Annotated in this window: 11 protein-coding genes; 2 read left to right on the top strand and 9 right to left on the bottom strand. The window is 69.3% G+C overall.

The genetic code is table 11. The annotated features are described in order from the left end of the window. Position 1 precedes the first annotated feature (1 nt). Complete coding sequence (locus tag AMK34_RS26840; protein WP_083650004.1) at positions 2-1,438, top strand: right-handed parallel beta-helix repeat-containing protein; 1,437 nt, start codon at positions 2-4, stop codon at positions 1,436-1,438. Between the two features lie 491 nt (positions 1,439-1,929). Continuing rightward, the gene (locus AMK34_RS42335) at positions 1,930-2,535 is read left to right on the top strand and encodes a hypothetical protein (RefSeq protein ID WP_241832871.1); all 606 of its coding nucleotides are present in this window, start codon (positions 1,930-1,932) and stop codon (positions 2,533-2,535) included. Here the strand turns inward: AMK34_RS42335 and AMK34_RS26830 are convergent. The 9 genes from AMK34_RS26830 to AMK34_RS26790 are packed head-to-tail and all read right to left on the bottom strand — an operon-like array spanning position 2,519 to position 15,987. Beyond that, entirely contained in the window at positions 2,519-3,154 is a 636-nt protein-coding gene (locus AMK34_RS26830) for a phosphatase PAP2 family protein (RefSeq protein ID WP_073847245.1), read from the bottom strand. The two genes, AMK34_RS42335 and AMK34_RS26830, sit on opposite strands and share 17 nt — an antisense overlap. Then, the gene (locus AMK34_RS26825) at positions 3,151-4,332 is read right to left on the bottom strand and encodes a glycosyltransferase family 4 protein (protein ID WP_073847244.1); all 1,182 of its coding nucleotides are present in this window, start codon (positions 4,330-4,332) and stop codon (positions 3,151-3,153) included. The genes AMK34_RS26830 and AMK34_RS26825 overlap by 4 nt, the downstream gene beginning before the upstream one ends. Next, positions 4,329-5,537, bottom strand: a complete 1,209-nt coding sequence (locus AMK34_RS26820; protein ID WP_073847243.1) for an O-antigen ligase family protein — start codon at positions 5,535-5,537, stop codon at positions 4,329-4,331. Before AMK34_RS26820 ends, AMK34_RS26825 begins: the two co-directional genes overlap by 4 nt. A gap of 1 nt (position 5,538) precedes the next feature. Next, positions 5,539-7,062 carry a right-handed parallel beta-helix repeat-containing protein gene (locus AMK34_RS26815; protein ID WP_073847242.1) on the bottom strand — a complete coding sequence of 508 codons (1,524 nt, stop codon included), beginning with the start codon at positions 7,060-7,062 and terminating at the stop codon, positions 5,539-5,541. Continuing rightward, positions 7,059-9,005, bottom strand: a complete 1,947-nt coding sequence (locus tag AMK34_RS26810; RefSeq protein WP_073847241.1) for a heparinase II/III family protein — start codon at positions 9,003-9,005, stop codon at positions 7,059-7,061. Before AMK34_RS26810 ends, AMK34_RS26815 begins: the two co-directional genes overlap by 4 nt. Continuing rightward, positions 9,005-11,185, bottom strand: a complete 2,181-nt coding sequence (locus AMK34_RS26805; RefSeq protein ID WP_073847240.1) for a bi-domain-containing oxidoreductase — start codon at positions 11,183-11,185, stop codon at positions 9,005-9,007. Before AMK34_RS26805 ends, AMK34_RS26810 begins: the two co-directional genes overlap by 1 nt. A gap of 15 nt (positions 11,186-11,200) precedes the next feature. After that, positions 11,201-13,096 carry an asparagine synthase (glutamine-hydrolyzing) gene (gene asnB / locus AMK34_RS26800; protein ID WP_073847239.1) on the bottom strand — a complete coding sequence of 632 codons (1,896 nt, stop codon included), beginning with the start codon at positions 13,094-13,096 and terminating at the stop codon, positions 11,201-11,203. A gap of 15 nt (positions 13,097-13,111) precedes the next feature. Beyond that, positions 13,112-14,710 (bottom strand): Wzz/FepE/Etk N-terminal domain-containing protein, encoded by a 1,599-nt coding sequence (locus tag AMK34_RS26795; protein ID WP_073847238.1) that lies wholly within the window; start codon positions 14,708-14,710, stop codon positions 13,112-13,114. Then, positions 14,707-15,987 (bottom strand): exopolysaccharide biosynthesis protein, encoded by a 1,281-nt coding sequence (locus AMK34_RS26790; protein ID WP_073847595.1) that lies wholly within the window; start codon positions 15,985-15,987, stop codon positions 14,707-14,709. Before AMK34_RS26790 ends, AMK34_RS26795 begins: the two co-directional genes overlap by 4 nt. Between the last annotated feature and the right edge of the window lie 97 nt (positions 15,988-16,084).

Genomic DNA, 16,084 nt, shown 5'->3' with positions numbered 1-16,084 from the left:
TATGCCCGCGTTCCTCGTTGTACTGCTGCTGCTCGCGACAGGAGTCGTCCCGGCCTCGGCGGCTCCTGTCGCGGCCTGCGCCGCGGGACCGGTGAGCCCGGGGAAACCGGACGGTGCCGTGGTCGTCTCCCCGGGAACGGACCTTTCCGCGAAGACCCGCGAACTCCCGGCCGGCACGACGTTCTGGCTGACCGACGGCAAGCACACGCTGGGCCCGGACGAGTTCGGGCAGATCATCCCCAAGGACGGCAACGCCTACCTCGGCGCCCCCGGTGCCGTGCTGGACGGCGGTGGCGTCAACCGCTACGCGTTCACCCAGCAGGCTCGCGACGTCGTCATCCGCGGCCTCACGATCCGCGGTTTCGCGGCCCCGCGCGATCAGGGCGTGGTGAACCACGACTCTGGTGAACACTGGACCATCGAGGGCAACACGATCGAGGACAACCGCGGCGCCGCGATGATGGCGGGGCCGCGTCAGGAGATCCTCCGGAACTGCCTGCGGAACAACGGGCAGTACGGCATCAACGCCTACCGGGCGGGCGACGGGATCACCGGGCTGCTCGTCGAGGGCAACGAGATCACCGGCAACAACACCGACGACTGGGAGACGAAGGAACCCGGCTGCGGCTGCACCGGCGGCGCGAAATTCTGGGCGGTGGACGGCGCCGACATCCGCGGCAACTGGGTGCACCACAACCACGGCGCCGGGCTGTGGGCGGACACGAACAACAACGACTTCCTCATCGAGGACAACCTGATCGAGGACAACGAGGCGGAGGCGTTGTTCTACGAGATCTCCTACAACGTCGTGGTCCGCGGGAACACCATCCGCCGGAACACGCTCGTGCAGGGCCGGGCTTTCGCTGCACGCGGCGACGACTTCCCGGTCGGGACGGTGTACATCTCGGAGTCCGGCGGTGAGCCGCGGGTGCGGGCCAGGACTTCGCTGGTGGAGATCGTCGACAACGTCTTCGAGGACAACTGGTCCGGAATCACCCTGTGGGAGAACGCGGACCGCTTCTGCAACAGCCCGGCGAACACGTCCTCCGGCTCTTGCACGCTTCTCGTCCCCTCGGTCTCTTCGTGTTCCGCGCCGGGCATTTCGTCGCGTCCGCTGTACGACGACTGCCGGTGGAAGACGCAGCGGGTTTCGATCCATGGCAACAAGTTCTCCCACGGTTCTTCCTGCTCGGGATACTGCGGGCGGATGGCGCTTTTGGCGAACTTCGGGACTTATCCGGAGTGGTCGCCTTATCGGGGCTCTTCCGTTTCGGACGCGGTGACGTTCCGACAGGAGAACCGGTGGTACGACAACGCTTATTCGGGTGGGTGGCGGTTCGTGGTTCATGACACTTCGCGGACTGTGGGGGTTTCGGGGTGGCAGGGGGCTCCTTACTCGCAGGATGCTTGTAGTTCTTTTGGGGACGGTGGGTGCTGAGCGGTCCGCTGGCGGTCTCCGCGTTTCATGATCAACGGAAGATCGGGGACGTTGAGTGTCCCCGATCTTCCGTTGATCATGAAGACTCGCCGCGAAAGGTCCGGTCACGCGGAGAATGAGTGGATCTTCGCTATGGAAGAGCGCATCGTGAGCCCGTGCGAAGAGGAACCTGGTCGGACGACCCACTCCTGACCCACGCCGACGTGGCTCGCGTCGCCGAACTGAAGGCAGCCGGTGTACCCGGCCGGACCATTTCACGCCGGAGCACCACCGGCGGCCCTTGGCAACGCCTGCTCCCGGGGATCGTGCTGCTTCACTCGGGGCCGCCAACCAGGGAACAACGGATCCGGGCCGCGCTTCTGCACGGCAGGGACCGGTCGGTCCTTTCCGGAATATGGGCTCTACACCTTCAGGGGCTGGAGAATCTGCCACCCGCCAAGGATGTTCACATCCTCATTCCCGAGGAGCGCCGAATCGCCTCCGCAGGATTCGTGCACGTCGAGCGCACCACACGGCTGCCGCGGCCCCACTTCCGCGGCGACCTCCCCGTCGCCCCCGTCCCCAGAGCCGTCATCGACGCCGCCCGAAGACTCACCGACGAAGACGAGATCCAGGCGATGATGGCCGAGTCCGTCCAACGCCGCTTCTGCACCACCGACATGCTCACCCACGAACTGGACCAAGCGGGTCGAACCGGCACCGCATTACCGAGAAGGGCCCTGACCCCGCTCCTCGCCGGCGCGAGATCGGTCGCCGAGGCCGACGCTTGGCGGCTCTGGCGAAGATCCGGCCTCCCGCCGGGCCGGTGGAACGTCCCGGTCTTCGACGCCAACGGCACCTACATCGCCACCCCGGACTTCTGGTGCGACGAGTGCGCGTTCGCCTGGGAGATCGATTCCTACCGCCACCACGCCGACCTCGACGGTCATCGCGCCACCGTCGCGCGCAACGCCCGTTATGTCGCCGCGGGGATCGTCGTGCTCCAGACGCTTCCGTCCCGGCTACGAGCCGAGCCGGAACGAGTCGAGCGCGAGTTGAAAGCAGCGTTCCGGACGGCACAGGCACGGCCTCGGCCGAACGTCAAGCTGGCCGCGTGAACCGGTCCACCGCCCACCCCACCACCGGCACCACCGCGACAGCGACCCCGAAGCCCCCGAACGTGTCCGTCGGATAGTGCGCCCCCAGCGCCACCTCGGCCCACCCCATCGCGAGCCCCGCGAACGCGATCAGCCCCACCAGCACCGAAGCGCCGCCGACCGGCCCGAGCCCGCGCACGTCGACCACCAGCAACCCCACGACGGTCGCGACGGTCACCGCGAAGGCCGTGTGCCCACTCGGATACGACAGGAACTCGCCGTGGATCAGCCTGCCGACCAGGGGTTTCAGCCCGGTGGTCAGCGCCACCGTCACCGCGCTCGCGGCCACCATCAGGATCGCGATCCGCTGCCGCCGGTGCCGCAGGCACAGCCAGCCGAACAGGGCGATCACCACGACCGCGCCCACCGGTTCCCCCGCGAAGTCGATGGCGGTCGCGAGGTACCAGAGCGGGCCCTCGACGCGGTCGACGACGGGGAGCACGAGGGCGTCCAGTCCGGCGGTGTGCGAGCTGCCGGCGTAGCGCAGGCCGAGGACGAGGGCGACGACGAAGCCGAAGGCGCCCAGGGTCCAGAGCGGGATTCGCGCCCGCGGCGGAATCGCGGGCGGGCCGGTGATCACGCGTCGATCGCTGCCTGGTAGCCACCGACCAGCCGTTCGAGACCGACCTTCGGCGTGAACTCCTGCTCGTACACCAGCCGCGCCGCCCAGCCCATCTCCTGGTTCCGTTCGGCGTCGCCGACGATCTCCCGCAGGCGGGCCGCGAGCGACTCGGGGTTCCCGGGTTCGTGCAGCAGGCCGGTCACGCCGTCCTCGACGAGTTCGCGGAAGGCGCCGTGGGCCGCGGCGACGGTGGGGACGCCGGCGGCCATCGCCTCGACCACGACCAGCCCGAACGCCTCCAGCCATTCGGACGGGGCGATGACGGCGTTCGAGCGGACGATCAGGTCTTGACACTCCACTTTGGACTGAAGGCCGACGTAGCGGACGTCGTCGCGGCCGTGGGCCCAGCGCGCGACCTCGTCCTGCATCGGGCCGGTGCCGGCGATCACCAGCGGCGGCAGCGGACCACCCGCAGCAGCGAGCTGATCCCAGGCCTTCATCAGCAGGCCGATGCCCTTTTCTTCGGTGATCCGGCCGAGGAACAGCAGGTGCTCTCCCGCGCCCTTGCGCGTCTTGCCCGGGTCGGTGACGTAGTTGTACTTCACCGCGAGCCGGTCGGCCGGCATCCCGGCGGCGATCAGGATCTCGCGTTGCGCGCGTGAGATGCAGAAGAACTTCGAGACGCCGGACCACCAGCGGTTGCGGTTCAGCATCATGCTCGCCGCCATCGGCACGGTCGCGAGCCCCGAACCGCGGTAGCACCCGTGCCGCACCGCCGGGATCGGCTTGCGTCCCACGCAGTCGGTGCAGATGTAACCCTCGCGGTACAGCGTGCCGGGCGGGCAGATCAGCGTGTAGTTGTGCACGGTCGCGACCGTCGGCACCCCGGCGTCCGCGCACGCGGCCAGCACGGACGGCGAAAGCAGCGGGAACGTGTTGTGGATGTGGACGACGTCGGGCCGGTCGTCGGCGAGGCGCCGGGCCAGTTCCGCGCGCACGGCCCGGTTCCACGGCACCTGCAGCGGGACGACGGCCTTGCGCGGCAGCGACATCTCCGCGATGTCGTCGCTGCGCCGCTCGAACAGGTCCACCTCGTGCCCGGCCTCGGCCAGCAGCGCGGTCTCTTGGTCGACGACGTTGTTCTCGCCGCTCGGCTGCTCGGATCGGTACCGGTTGTGGATCACGAGGACCTTCACACGGGCTCCTTGGAAAGCTCAGAGTCGCCTCGCACCAGCAGCGACGCGGCCAAGGCCAGGTGCAGCAGGTACGGCGACGCGTCGCCGAGGCCCGCCTCGGTGTAGGAGGCGGAAAGACAGTAGGTGATCAGGAAGATCGCGCAGGCCCTGGCTGGCGACGGCGGCCGCAGCACCGCGACCACGACCAGCACGAGCAGGAAGGCGGCCACGATCGCGATCCCGACATAGCCCTGCTCGTGGTAGACGGCGAGCCAACTGCTGTCGATCGGGAGCCCGTCGTAGGACTTGTCGGTCAGCCCGACGCCGAACAGGTACTCCAGCGTCGTCCGCGGCGCGTCGAGCAGCGCGTCCCACACCTTCGCGCGGCCGGTGAGGCTGGAGAAGTTCTCCTCGGACTGCCCTCGCAGGAACCAGGTCTGCAGCAGCCCGCCCAGCGCCACCACGCAGAACACCCCGGCGAGGACCAGCCCGGTGAACACCTTGCGCGCGCGGGCGCTGGACATCCACTGCGACATCAGCGCCACCACGGTCCCGGCCACCAGGCCGAGCATCGCGGTGCGGGTGTGGGTCAGCAGCAGGACCGCGAACGACGGCACGATGACCACCAGCGCGTTCCGCCGCTCCAGTTTCCCGCCGAGCCACAGCAGCACCGTGAGGCCGATGACGATGGCCGCGTACTGGCCGACCTGCGGCGGCGTCAGCGGCCACAGCGTGCCGGTGAGCCGTCCGCCGTATTCGAACGGCAGCGCGTTGCCCGGGCCCAGCGCGAGCCCGATCACCACCGTCACCAGCACCACGCCGTAGGCCCGGATATGCGTGCGGACGAGGTCGAGGCCGCCGTTCCACCAGCGGGTCAGCAACCACAAGGTGCTGATGAACAGCGCGAACCGGAAGCAGCGGAACAGCGCGCCGAAGCCGCCTTCCAGGTTCAGGCTCGCGACCACGCTCAGCACCAGCAGCACCGTGAGCAGGAAGAGATAGGCGCTCGGCCTGATCTTCAGCCTGGCGTTCAGCGCGAGCGCGATCACGAACGCGGCGCCCAGCGCGCCCATGGTGATCAGCTGGCTGACCGACCTCGGCAGCGGGATGACCGTCTTCGCGCCCGTCGAGCCCAGCGTGTTGATGATCAGCAACGTCCAGGCGATGCCGACCGCCTTCGGGGTGCTGCGGATCGCCACCGCCGGACGGACCGCGGGTTCGAGCATGTCAGCCACCTCCCGCACGGGTCAGTTTGCTGCCCTGGTCCTGTTTGTAGGGCGCGCCCTGCCACTCGCCGAAGCCCAGCACGCGGCTCGGCTCGAACGCGACGAAGTTCCACGGCCCGGAGTAGACGTTGTCGTAGAGCCGGTTGCCCTGGTGGAACGTGATCGCCTGCTGGACGACCTCGCCCTTGTACGGCGACCACTCCGGGAACGTGCCGAAGTTCGCGAGCATCGCCATCCGCGCGCAGCTCTCCTCGCACCCCGCGACGGCCGGGTCGAGCACGAACCGGTTGTGGTGGATCTCGACGCGCTGGGTCTTCCATCGGCAGTCGGCGTTCAGTCCGCCCGACGCGATCGCCGGCTGCGCGCAGTTCGCCTGCTCCGGCACCAGCCGGGTGCAGGAACCGGACGACGTGTTGGCCGGGCTGTTGCAGAACCGGTCGGAGTTCTCCCAGAGGGTGACGCCGTTCCAGTTGTTTTCGAACGTGTTCCCGGAGATCTCCAGTTTGTCCGTCCGCGCCTTCACCCTCGGCTCGCCGCCGGATTCGGACACGTAGATCGACGCCACCGGGAAGCTGTCGCCGCGGTCGATGTAGCGCTTGCCGTCCACCCAGTTGTTGCGGCGGATGGTGTTCCCGGCGATCACGGCGTTGTAGCTGGTCTCGTACATCAGCGCCGAGCCGTCGTTGTTCTCGATGACGTTGGCCTCGATGCGGAAGTCGTTGTTGTTCGTGTCGGCCCACAAGCCGACGCCGCGGTTGTCGTGCACCCAGTTTCCGGTGACGTCCGCGCCGTCGACCGACCAGAACTTGATCCCGCCGGAGCAGCCGCAGCCGTCGATCTTGGCTTCCCAGTCGCCGGTGTTGTTGCCGGTGATCTCGTTGCCCTCGACGACGAGTCCGGTGATCTTGTTGTTCTGCGCGTAGGCGTTCATCCCGTACTGCCCGTTGCGCCGCAGGCAGTTGCCGCGGACCTGCTGCCGCGCGCCCGCCATCAGCGCCGCGCCGTCGTTGTCCTGGACGGTGCTCTGCTCGATCACCCAACCGTCGGCCGAGTCGTGGTTGACCACGCCTTCGTCGTGCGGCGCGGCGAAACCCTGCACGGTCAAGGTGCGGATCTTGACGTCGGCGGCGTTGCCGGAGAAGGCGTACTGGTTGATCTTGCGGCCGTCGAGGATCGCCTTCGGACCGCCGATGTAGACGTTGCCCGGCTTCGGGTTGACCTGGTCGTAGCGGTCGTCGCCGAGCCGGTGCGTGCCCGGTGCCAGCCAGAACGTCGTCCCGGCCGGGTTCGAGCGGGTCTTCGTGGCGAGATCACCCGGCACCGCGGGGTCGATCTTCACCGCCCCCGCCGGCGCTTCGGCCGGGCCCTCCGGCAGCTTGTCGCACACTTGCGCGACGGAACCGGACGGCGGCTTGGCCGGATCCGGTCCCGGCTCGTCGGCCGGGGTCGTGCAGGCGGTGAGCGTCAACGAGCCGAGCAGCACCAGAAGCGCTGCCCGGCGGAGGCGGTGCGGTCGTGCGATCACAATGGTGGATCCTCGTTACCCGATTCGAAGGTGAGCACGCTGGTGAACGCGGCACCGTCGGCGGCGGTTCCGCCACCGAGCAGGGTCCACGCGGGCTCGCGGCGGCCGAAGCCCGCCGAGTACCAGCCCATCGGCGGCGTGGTTTCGCCGCGATGCGCCGACCAGGTGAGCTCCGGTGGGAGCTCGAACGTGGCCGACCTGTCCTGGCCGTCGACCGTCCACGACAGGACGGCCCTGCTCCCGGTCAGGGCGACCTCGACGGCGGGGCCGAGGTGGAACGCGAGACGGCAGTGCCGCGCCTCGCCGCCTCGGACCTCGTCCAGAATCCTCAGTTCGGTGCCGTCCAGCTCCACCGAACGCTGGTGCACCGACGGCGCGTAGCCGTCGTGTTCCGCGCTCCAGCGCGACGGCGTCCCCGCCGCGATCACCGTGGTGACCGCGTGTTTCGTCCACAGGAACGGCCCGCCGGAGACGGACTGGTCGGTGCGGGAGAGTTCGAGCGTGTTGTGCCCGGCCGTGGACCGGAAGTACGACCGCCAATTCGGTTCGCCGTGGTAGCAGTACGTTCCCGGGTCGGCGAGGATGTCGACGCCGTCGTGCCGGACCTCCACCGAAAGCGCGTCCGCGTGCGCGTGGGCGGCGATGGACAGGAACCCGTGCGGCCCGCCGTCGCACCGGCACCAGATCCCGCCGTCGCGCAGAATGGTCATCCCGGCGTCGGCGAAGTCGTCCCGCCGCCGCGCCGGACGCCGCGCACCGACCTGGATATCCTTGGCCAGCGCGGAGAAGAGCTGGGTCCGGACGTCTCCGCCCGGAGTCTCCGGCCACCAGTCCAACCGTCCGAAAAGGACGGATCCGGTGTCGATCAGCGAAGCCCAACGGCTGGTCTCGTCGCCGTCGACGATGAGCCCGAAGCCATCATCGGCGTCGCCTTGCCGCGGCGGCCGCAGCTTGTTGTCCACAATGGACGCCAGCGCGTCGGTCATCCGGAGCAGCACGAGCCAGATCGACTCGGGCACCGTGACCCCGGCGGCCTTCGCCTCCAGCGCCCCGGCGAGCCCGAGCTCCAGGACGAGCCCGTGGTACTCGGTCGCGAGTTCACGATTGAGACCGGAGTCGAAGGTGTTGTGCCGCAGCATCTTGTCCAGCGACGCGAGCGCCGAATCCCGCCACTGGCCGGACTCGGGGAACCAGGCGAACGCGCAGGCCGCGGCGAGCTGTCCGGCGTCCTCCGCGATCACGTGGTTGTTCGCCGACGAACCCCGGCTGGGGAACGCGGCCAGCCAGCGCTGGTGATGCCAGATCTGGTTGAGCGCCACGGGGTTGTCCTCGAACAGCGCCGAAACCCGCGACCAGCCGTCGAGCAGCCGCCGGACCCACACCCACGACAGCAGCCGGATGCCGAGTTCGATCCCGCTGACCCAGTGCACCCCGCGCATGGGCGGGTTGGCCGCCCACCACGACGCGAGATGCGCGGCCACGCGTTCGGCGTATCGGTCGTCGCCGGTCAGGGCGTACGCGGCAGCCAGCACGGTGAGGTGCTGATGCCGCGACGGCTCCCAGATCTGCTTGATGTCGCCGACGGTCTCCTCGCTCCGGTACTGGATGTCGAAGGAGTACACATCGGACGGTGCGCGACGGCCGGTCTTCGGGTCGTACGACCAGTCCGGATCGACGAGGTCGTCGCGCTCGACGCCGAAGTACTCGGCGCGCCCGTCCATCAACCGGTCGGCGGTGACGAGCAGATCCTTCACCGCTTCGCCCGAGACGGCGGCGAGGACGTCCTCACCGGGCACCGTCGCGAACCGGCGGTCCGGCAGCCAGGCCGCCTTCTCCCCCGCGACCCCGCGCCACTGGCGTTTGCGCACGACGTCGGTGACCCGGCCCGCGATCTCGGCAGGCCCCATCCTCGACAGTCTTCGCAGGTACCAGGACGGATCCATCAGCCCAGCCCCTCCTTGGCGTTGATCCGCACCGGTGCACCGGTTTCGAGACTGCGGTTGACCGCGAGCGTGGCCAGCGTCGTCGAAACGAGCGACTCGACGGAAACCGGCATCGAGACGCCGGTCGTCAGCGCGTTGACGAACGCTTCGAGCTCGGCGGCCTGCCCCTTGTCCCGGCCCTTCGGGATACGGGAGCTCGCCCACTTCTTGCGGCCGAACACCGACGCGCGCGCGAAGTCGTCGAACTTCAGCACCTTGCCGTCGGCGGTGACGTCGATCGTCTCCTTGGGGAACGCCGGCGAACCGCTGGTGGTGTACGCGATCGACGCGGTCGAGCCGTCCGGGTAGCGCAGCAGGATCTGCAGGTCCTGGTGGCCGGGGGTCGCGGTGGCGTACACCGACACCGGGTCGGAGCCGAGCAGCCAGCTGACCGTGTCGATGAAGTGGCCGCCCTCGCCCGCGAACCGCGAACCCTCGCTGTCGGCCTGGTTGTACCAGCTGTTCGCGTCGAGCTGACCGGCGTTGACCAGGTACCGCACGGAGGCCGGACCGATCCGCGGTCCGAAGTGGAGCATCGACTCGTTCAGCAGCGGCGCGAACCGGCGGTTGAAGCCGACCTGCAGCCGGTCGTTGCCGGATTCCTCGATCGCGCCGAGCACGATCTCCAGTTCCTTCTCCGACAGCGCCAGCGGCTTCTCCACGAAGACCGCCTTGCCCGCGAGCAGCGCGCGCCTGGTCAGCTCGGCGTGCGAGCTGTGCCTGGTCACGATGAACACGGCGTGGATCGAGTCGTCTTCGAGCATCGCGTCGACGTCGGTGGAGGCGCGGGCGAAGCCGAACTTGCGTTTGGCGTTCGCGCCGGAGAGCGCGGACGTGGTGACGACTTCGAAGAGGTCGAGGTACTCCATCTCCGCCAGATGCGGGAGAAGCATCGAGGACGCGTAGTTGCCGGCGCCGATGAAGCCGACCCGCAGAGTGTCGATCTTCGGCACCGCGCGGGTGGTCACCGGCGCCGGGAGCGCGACCTCGGCGACCTGCTCGGTGGCCGCGACGGCGCGCTTCTCGTACTCGAACAGCACCGCGACGGCCTTGAGCTCGCCCTCGTTCAGCTTCCGGTACGTCTCGACGGCGTCGGAGAATTCCGAGACGTGCGAGATCAGCGGCTCGACGTCGAGACGGCCGCTGCCCATCAGGTCGACGACGCAGGCGAGGTTGCGGCGCTCGGTCCAGCGGACCTGGCCGATCGGGTAGTCGCGGCCCTCGAGTTCGTACTCCGGGTCGTACCGGCCGGGGCCGTACGAGCGGGAGAACCGGACGTCGAGTTCCTTTTCGTAGTAGGCGTTCCACGGCAGGTTCAGCGAGCATTTGCCGATGTCGATCACGCGGCCGCGGTCGCGCGCCAGCTTCGCGGCCAGCTCCACCGGCTCGTTCGTGCTGCCGCCCGCGGCGAGGTACACCTGGTCGACGCCGTGCCCGGAACTGATCTCCGCCACCGCTGTGTCGACGACGCCGGACGCCGGATCGCCGCACTTCAGGGCGCCGAGCTGCTCGGCCAGCGCGCACCGGGACGGGTCCGGGTCGACACCGACCACGCGGACCCCGGAAGCGACCAGGAGCTGCACGACCAGCTGGCCGATCAGGCCGAGCCCGATGACCAGCGCGATGTCGCCGATCTGCGGTTCGCCCTGGCGGACACCCTGCATCGCGATCGAGCCGACCGTGCCGAACGCGGCGTGCCGCGGGTCGACGCCGTCGGGCACCTTCGTGTAGAGGTTCTTGGGCACCCAGTTCAGTTCCGCGTGCAGCGCGTGCTCGTTCCCCGCGCACGCCACGTAGTCCCCGACGGCGACGTCGTCGATGCCCGCACCGACCTCCTCGACCACGCCGCACAGCGAGTACCCCAGCGGCGTGTACGAGTCGAGTTTGTTCATCGCCTTGCGATAGGTGGCACCCAGCCCGTTCGTGGCGACGCTCTGCATCACCTTCGCGACCTGATCCGGCCGGGCCTTCGCCTTGCCCACCAGCGAAAGACTCGCCTCGGACACCTTCATCATCTCGGTGCCGGTGGAGATCAGCGAATAGGCGGTGCGGACCAGCACACCCCCCGCTTTGCACGCGGGCACTTCGACGTCGAGGAGCGCCAGCTCCCCGCTCTTGTAGTTCTGCACTACCTGCTTCACGTCGCTCCTCAGCGATCAGGTGGTCCGGGCCGAAACGGCGCCGCGATACCAGTACTCGAGGGTCAAGATGTGCCAGAGATGCTTGGACCGGTCCTGCTGCCCGGACGCGTCTTCGTCCACGAGCTTCCGCAGGGCCTCCCGGCGGAGGAACCCGGCCTTCACCAATTCACCTTCGTTCGTCACCTCGCGCACCAGCGGCGCGAGGTCGCGGCTCATCCAAGCCCGCAGCGGTGCGCTGAACAGCCCCTTCGGCCGATGCACGATCTCGGCGGGGAGAATGGACAGCGCCGCTTCCTTGAGCGCCATCTTCCCTTGGCGCTTCACGATCTTCTTGTCCCCGGGGATCCGGAACGCGGCCTTCACGACCTCGATGTCGACGAACGGCGTCCGCACCTCGGTGGAGGCGGCCATGCTGGACCGGTCGGTGTAGGCGAGGTTGAGCCCGGGCAGGAAGAGCCGGGAATCGGCGAGGCACATGCGGTTCACGAAATCCGACAACGTGTTGTCGTGATAGGTGTCCGCGTGTTCGGTGATCACGTCGTCGACGGCGCCCGCGAGGTCCGGGTTCAGCAGACCGGCGAGTTCGGCCTGGTCGTACATCGTGTAGCTGCGCCGGAACGCGGTCTCCTCGGGCAGCTCCGCGAACGAGAGGAACCGCTTGGCGAACCGGACCGACCGGAACCCGCGCTTCGAGGTCGCCACCGGCAGTCTGTCCACAAGGGACTCGACGGGCCGCCGCACGAGACCGGGGACCCGTTGGTACTGGACGGCGATCTTGTTCGCGAGATGCTTGCGATATCCGGCGAACAGCTCGTCGGCGCCCATCCCCGAGAGCATCACCTTGACCCCGGCCTCGCGGGCGGCGGTGCAGATCAGGTAGCTGTTGATCGCCGCCGGATCGCCGATCGGCTCGTCGAGGTGATACGTCATCCTCGGCAGCAGGTCGAGCACCTGCGGCGCGATCTCGATCTCGTGCAGGTCGACGCCGAACTTCGCGGCGACCTTCTTCGCGTACATCAGGTCGTCCGGCATGGCCTCGAACTTCGCGTCCTCGGCCCGGAAACCGATGGTGTACGCGGAGATCCCCGGCCGCTCGCGCGCGGCGAGCGCGGTCAGGTAGCTGGAGTCGAGCCCGCCGGAAAGGAACGTCGCGACCGGCACGTCGGCGATCAGGTGCTTGCGCGTGGAGTCTTCGATGACGGCGTTGAGGTCGAACTCGCCCTCATAGGCGGCGCCCTCTTCGGCGACCTGGCGCAGCGACCAGAAGGTGCCGCGTTCGACGTCGCCGTTCGGCCGGAACCGCGCCCAGCTGCCCGGCGGCAGCTTCTCGGCCTCGCGGAACGCGCAGCGGCCGTCCGGGACCCAGTAGTAGAGCAGGGAAGCGACGAGCGCGGTGTCGTCGACGGTCAGCGAACCGCCCAGCTCGGCGGCCAGCGCCTTCAACTCGGACGCGAACGCGACCCCCTTGCCGCGGCGCACCAGGAAGAGCGGTTTGATGCCCAGCTGATCGCGGACCAGCACCAGCTCACCGGAACGCTCGTCGAAGACACCGAACGCGAACATGCCGCGGAGCCGGTGCAGCCCCTCGGTGCCCCATTTGCGCCAGGCTTCCAACAGGACCTCGGTGTCGGACGTGCCCCGGAAGCGCACGCCGGCGGCTTCGAGTTCCTTCCGCAGCTCTGGCGCGTTATACAGCTCGCCGTTGTAGGTGAGCGCGAGCCCGTCCTTGACCATCGGCTGCGCGCCGGTCTCGGTCAGGTCGACGATCGACAGGCGCCTATGTCCTAAATGGACCTCTCCGTGGTCGTACCTGCCGGAACCATCCGGTCCGCGGTGGGCGAGTGTCTTCGTGAGCCGATCGGTGAGCGGTCCCCCGTCCGGCCAGAAGTAGGCCCCTGCGATGCCGCACATCTGCTTTCGCTCCCCCTACAACGCTTCCGCGTTATCCGGTGACACAGGCGAGAATCGTTTGGTCGGCGCATCGGCGTTGTCGTCGGCGCGTTTGTACGGGGTCGGATGCCGCCGCGCGGTCTTCTTCTCCCGCGGGAACATCTCGACCGGCTTCACCACCGGCCTCGGCGTCCGTCGTTCCGGCGGGGCCTTGCGCTCCGGCACGGCGCCGGCGCGACCGCGCAACGCGGTGTGCAGGCCGTCCCACAGCGTCCCGTCGGTGTGGTCGCGCGGATCCGGGTCCACCACGACGACGCCGATGATCGGGATCCGCCGGTCCGCCAGCTGACGGGCGACGGTGTGCAGCCATTCGGTGTTCGCGTGCCCGGTGCGCACGACGAGGATCGTCTCCTGGCCGAGGGATTCGAGGTCGGTCCACGCCGTGCCGGGCTCGATCGAGCCGACGCCGATGCGCCGTTCCTGCGCGGCCATCGGGGCGTCGCCGCGGTCCAGCACCTGGATCGGGCCTTCGCCCGCCAGCTCGCGGAGGTTCGTCTTCGGCAGGTCGTCGACGAGCGACACCGGCCCCTTTTCGGCCAGCTCGCCCGCCATGTCGACGGCGAGCGCGGCGGTGACCTGGCGGGCACCGAGATCGAGCAGCGACACCGAACCGCCCTCCTGGCGGACCGCGCGGACCAAGGTCGCCGCGACCCGCCGCCGCCGGGTCACCGCGCGCGAGCGGCGCAGGAACCGGGGCGGCTTGGGCAGCTGCGCGATCACGGAGGCACCGAGGTGCTGCGAGATCTCGCGGCGCAGCACCGGCCGGTCCTTCACCACGCTCGTGATGGCCGCGAGCCCCAGCCCGGCGAGCAAGCCCAGCGCGAAGCCGATCCCGGCGTCGGTGGCGAGGGTCTTGAGCAGCGAACGCGGCAGGATCCGCGGCGCGTCCACGATCTGCGTCCCGGCGGCCACCTTCGGCGTGCCGATGCCCGCTTCCTGCGCGCGGCCGTCGTAGTCGGAGATCTTGGACGTCAGCTCCGCGCGGCGCGAGTAGAGCCGCTCCAGCTGGGCGGGGTTGGCGTTGCGGCCCTTGGCCTCTTCGGTGACGATCGACGCTTCGATCGGGGTGAGCTCGTTCTGGGCCTGGTTGCGCTGGTCGAGCAGGGCCTTCTGCTGTGCCGCCGCGGCCGCCTGGTTGCGGCCGATGTACTCGGCGATGAAGGCGTCCGAGATCGCCTGCGCGCGGGCCAGCGCCTCGTCCTTGGTCTTGCCCTTGACCGTCAGCTGGAGCACGTTGTTCGTCAGGCCGAGCCCCTCGTAGTCCTTGAGGAACTCCTCCGGCGCCTGCGTGCTGTTCAGCTTCTTGAGCGCCTCGCCCGCGGTCTTCGTCGTCTCGAGCACGGCGACGTCGGTCCGCATCAGCGTTCCGCTGTCGGTCGGCGAGTCGTCGGGGTGGATCACGAGGATCTGCGCGACCGCGGTGGGCGGCGACGGCAGGAGCATCGCGACCAGCCCGCCGGCGATCAGCCCCAGCAGGGCGGTGGCCACCCACATCCGGCGTCGTCTCCGTACCGAGACGACCAGCCGCTGCAGATCGATGAGCGGTTCTGACTTCGCTTTTTCGGCGCTGGTCACGCGGTACCTGCCAGTGCTTCGTGGTCGGACGGGGTGGGCGCGCCGGGCCGGGCGCGGGTCGGCCGGACCGGCCGGATCAGCACGGTGCCCACCATGGCGAGACCGGCGTCGGCGACCGCTTCGGCGATCCCGACCAGCTCCCACGCGGACCGGGAACCGAGGCTCGTCACGACGACGACCCCGTCCGCGTCGGTGTCCGCGACGACCGGCCGTGCCGGGGACACCGTCACGACGGTGAGCCACCGGCCGGCGAGCGCGGCGAGCCGTTCGGCTGCCGCCTGCCCGGCGGGGTCGCCGTCCGCGGCGAGCACGAGCAGCCGCCGGTGCGGCAGCCGGGAGACCAGGCGCCGGTACAGGACGTCGGAGTCGATCTCGTCGGCGGCGACGTCGATCCGCGGGACGTTCCACGGCCTGTCGTCACGGAGGAGTTTGGCCCGCACCGTGGTGCCGGCGGGCGGCCGCTCCACGGCGTCGAAGGTGGCGAGCACCGGGCCGCCGATCGCCGCGGCGATCTCCTCCTCGTCCCGCAGCCGCCGGTCGGTGCGGGCGGTGAAGAGGTGACCGAACAGGCCGATGAGGAAGAACAGCGCCGCGCCGCCGAGGGCGAGCTGCGGGAGCGTGGGCGCCGCCGCCGAGGACGGCAGCTCGGCCGAGCCGAGGACGACCATGTTGCCGAGGCCGCTGGCCGTGTCGGCCGCGTTCAAACTGGACATCGCCGACTCGATCGACGAGCGCAGGCCCTGCAGTTCGGTGCGGAGCTGGACGCTCTCCACGGTCGTCTTGCCTTCGTTGACCTTCGCGGAGAGTTCGCTGATGCGCTGGTTCGTCTGCTGGACCTGCTGGCGCAGCGTCTCGCGGCGTTCCTGCGCCAGCTGGACCGCCGCGTCACCGGAACCGGCGATGATCTGCGTCGAGTACTTCACGAACTCGCTCGCGATCTGATCGGCCATCCGCTGCGTCTGTTCGGCGGTGTCACCGGTGGCCTCGATGGTGATGACATTGCCCTGTGCGACCGAGGTGGCCACCCTGTCCCGCAGCTCGGCGCCGGTCATCCCGTCGCCGAGGCCGGCGGCGGCCCGGTCGAGCACGACCGAACTGGTCGCCACCTCGGCCTGGGTGAGCAGTTCGTCCGCCTCGCGCGGGCCCTGCAGCAGGACACTGGACGTCGTCCGATAGCCGGGCGAAAGGATCACCGACGATCCCGCGCCGATCAGGGCGCCGAGCACGGCGAGGACCACCAAGGTCCGCCATCGCCCGCGCAAGACCTGTCCGATCATGGACAGGCGCACCGTGTCGTCAGTCAAAGCCGGGGTCTCCCATCGGTGCGTGCGGGTGCAGCATCAATCCCGTCGGAGCGACCGCGATGTTGGTTAC

Origin of the sequence: Amycolatopsis sp. CB00013, assembly GCF_001905755.1 — a bacterium.
Taxonomy (GTDB): Bacteria; Actinomycetota; Actinomycetes; order Mycobacteriales; family Pseudonocardiaceae; genus Amycolatopsis; species Amycolatopsis japonica.
Note: the sequence above shows the minus strand (reverse complement) of the source record. Positions and strands in the feature narration are given on the sequence as shown.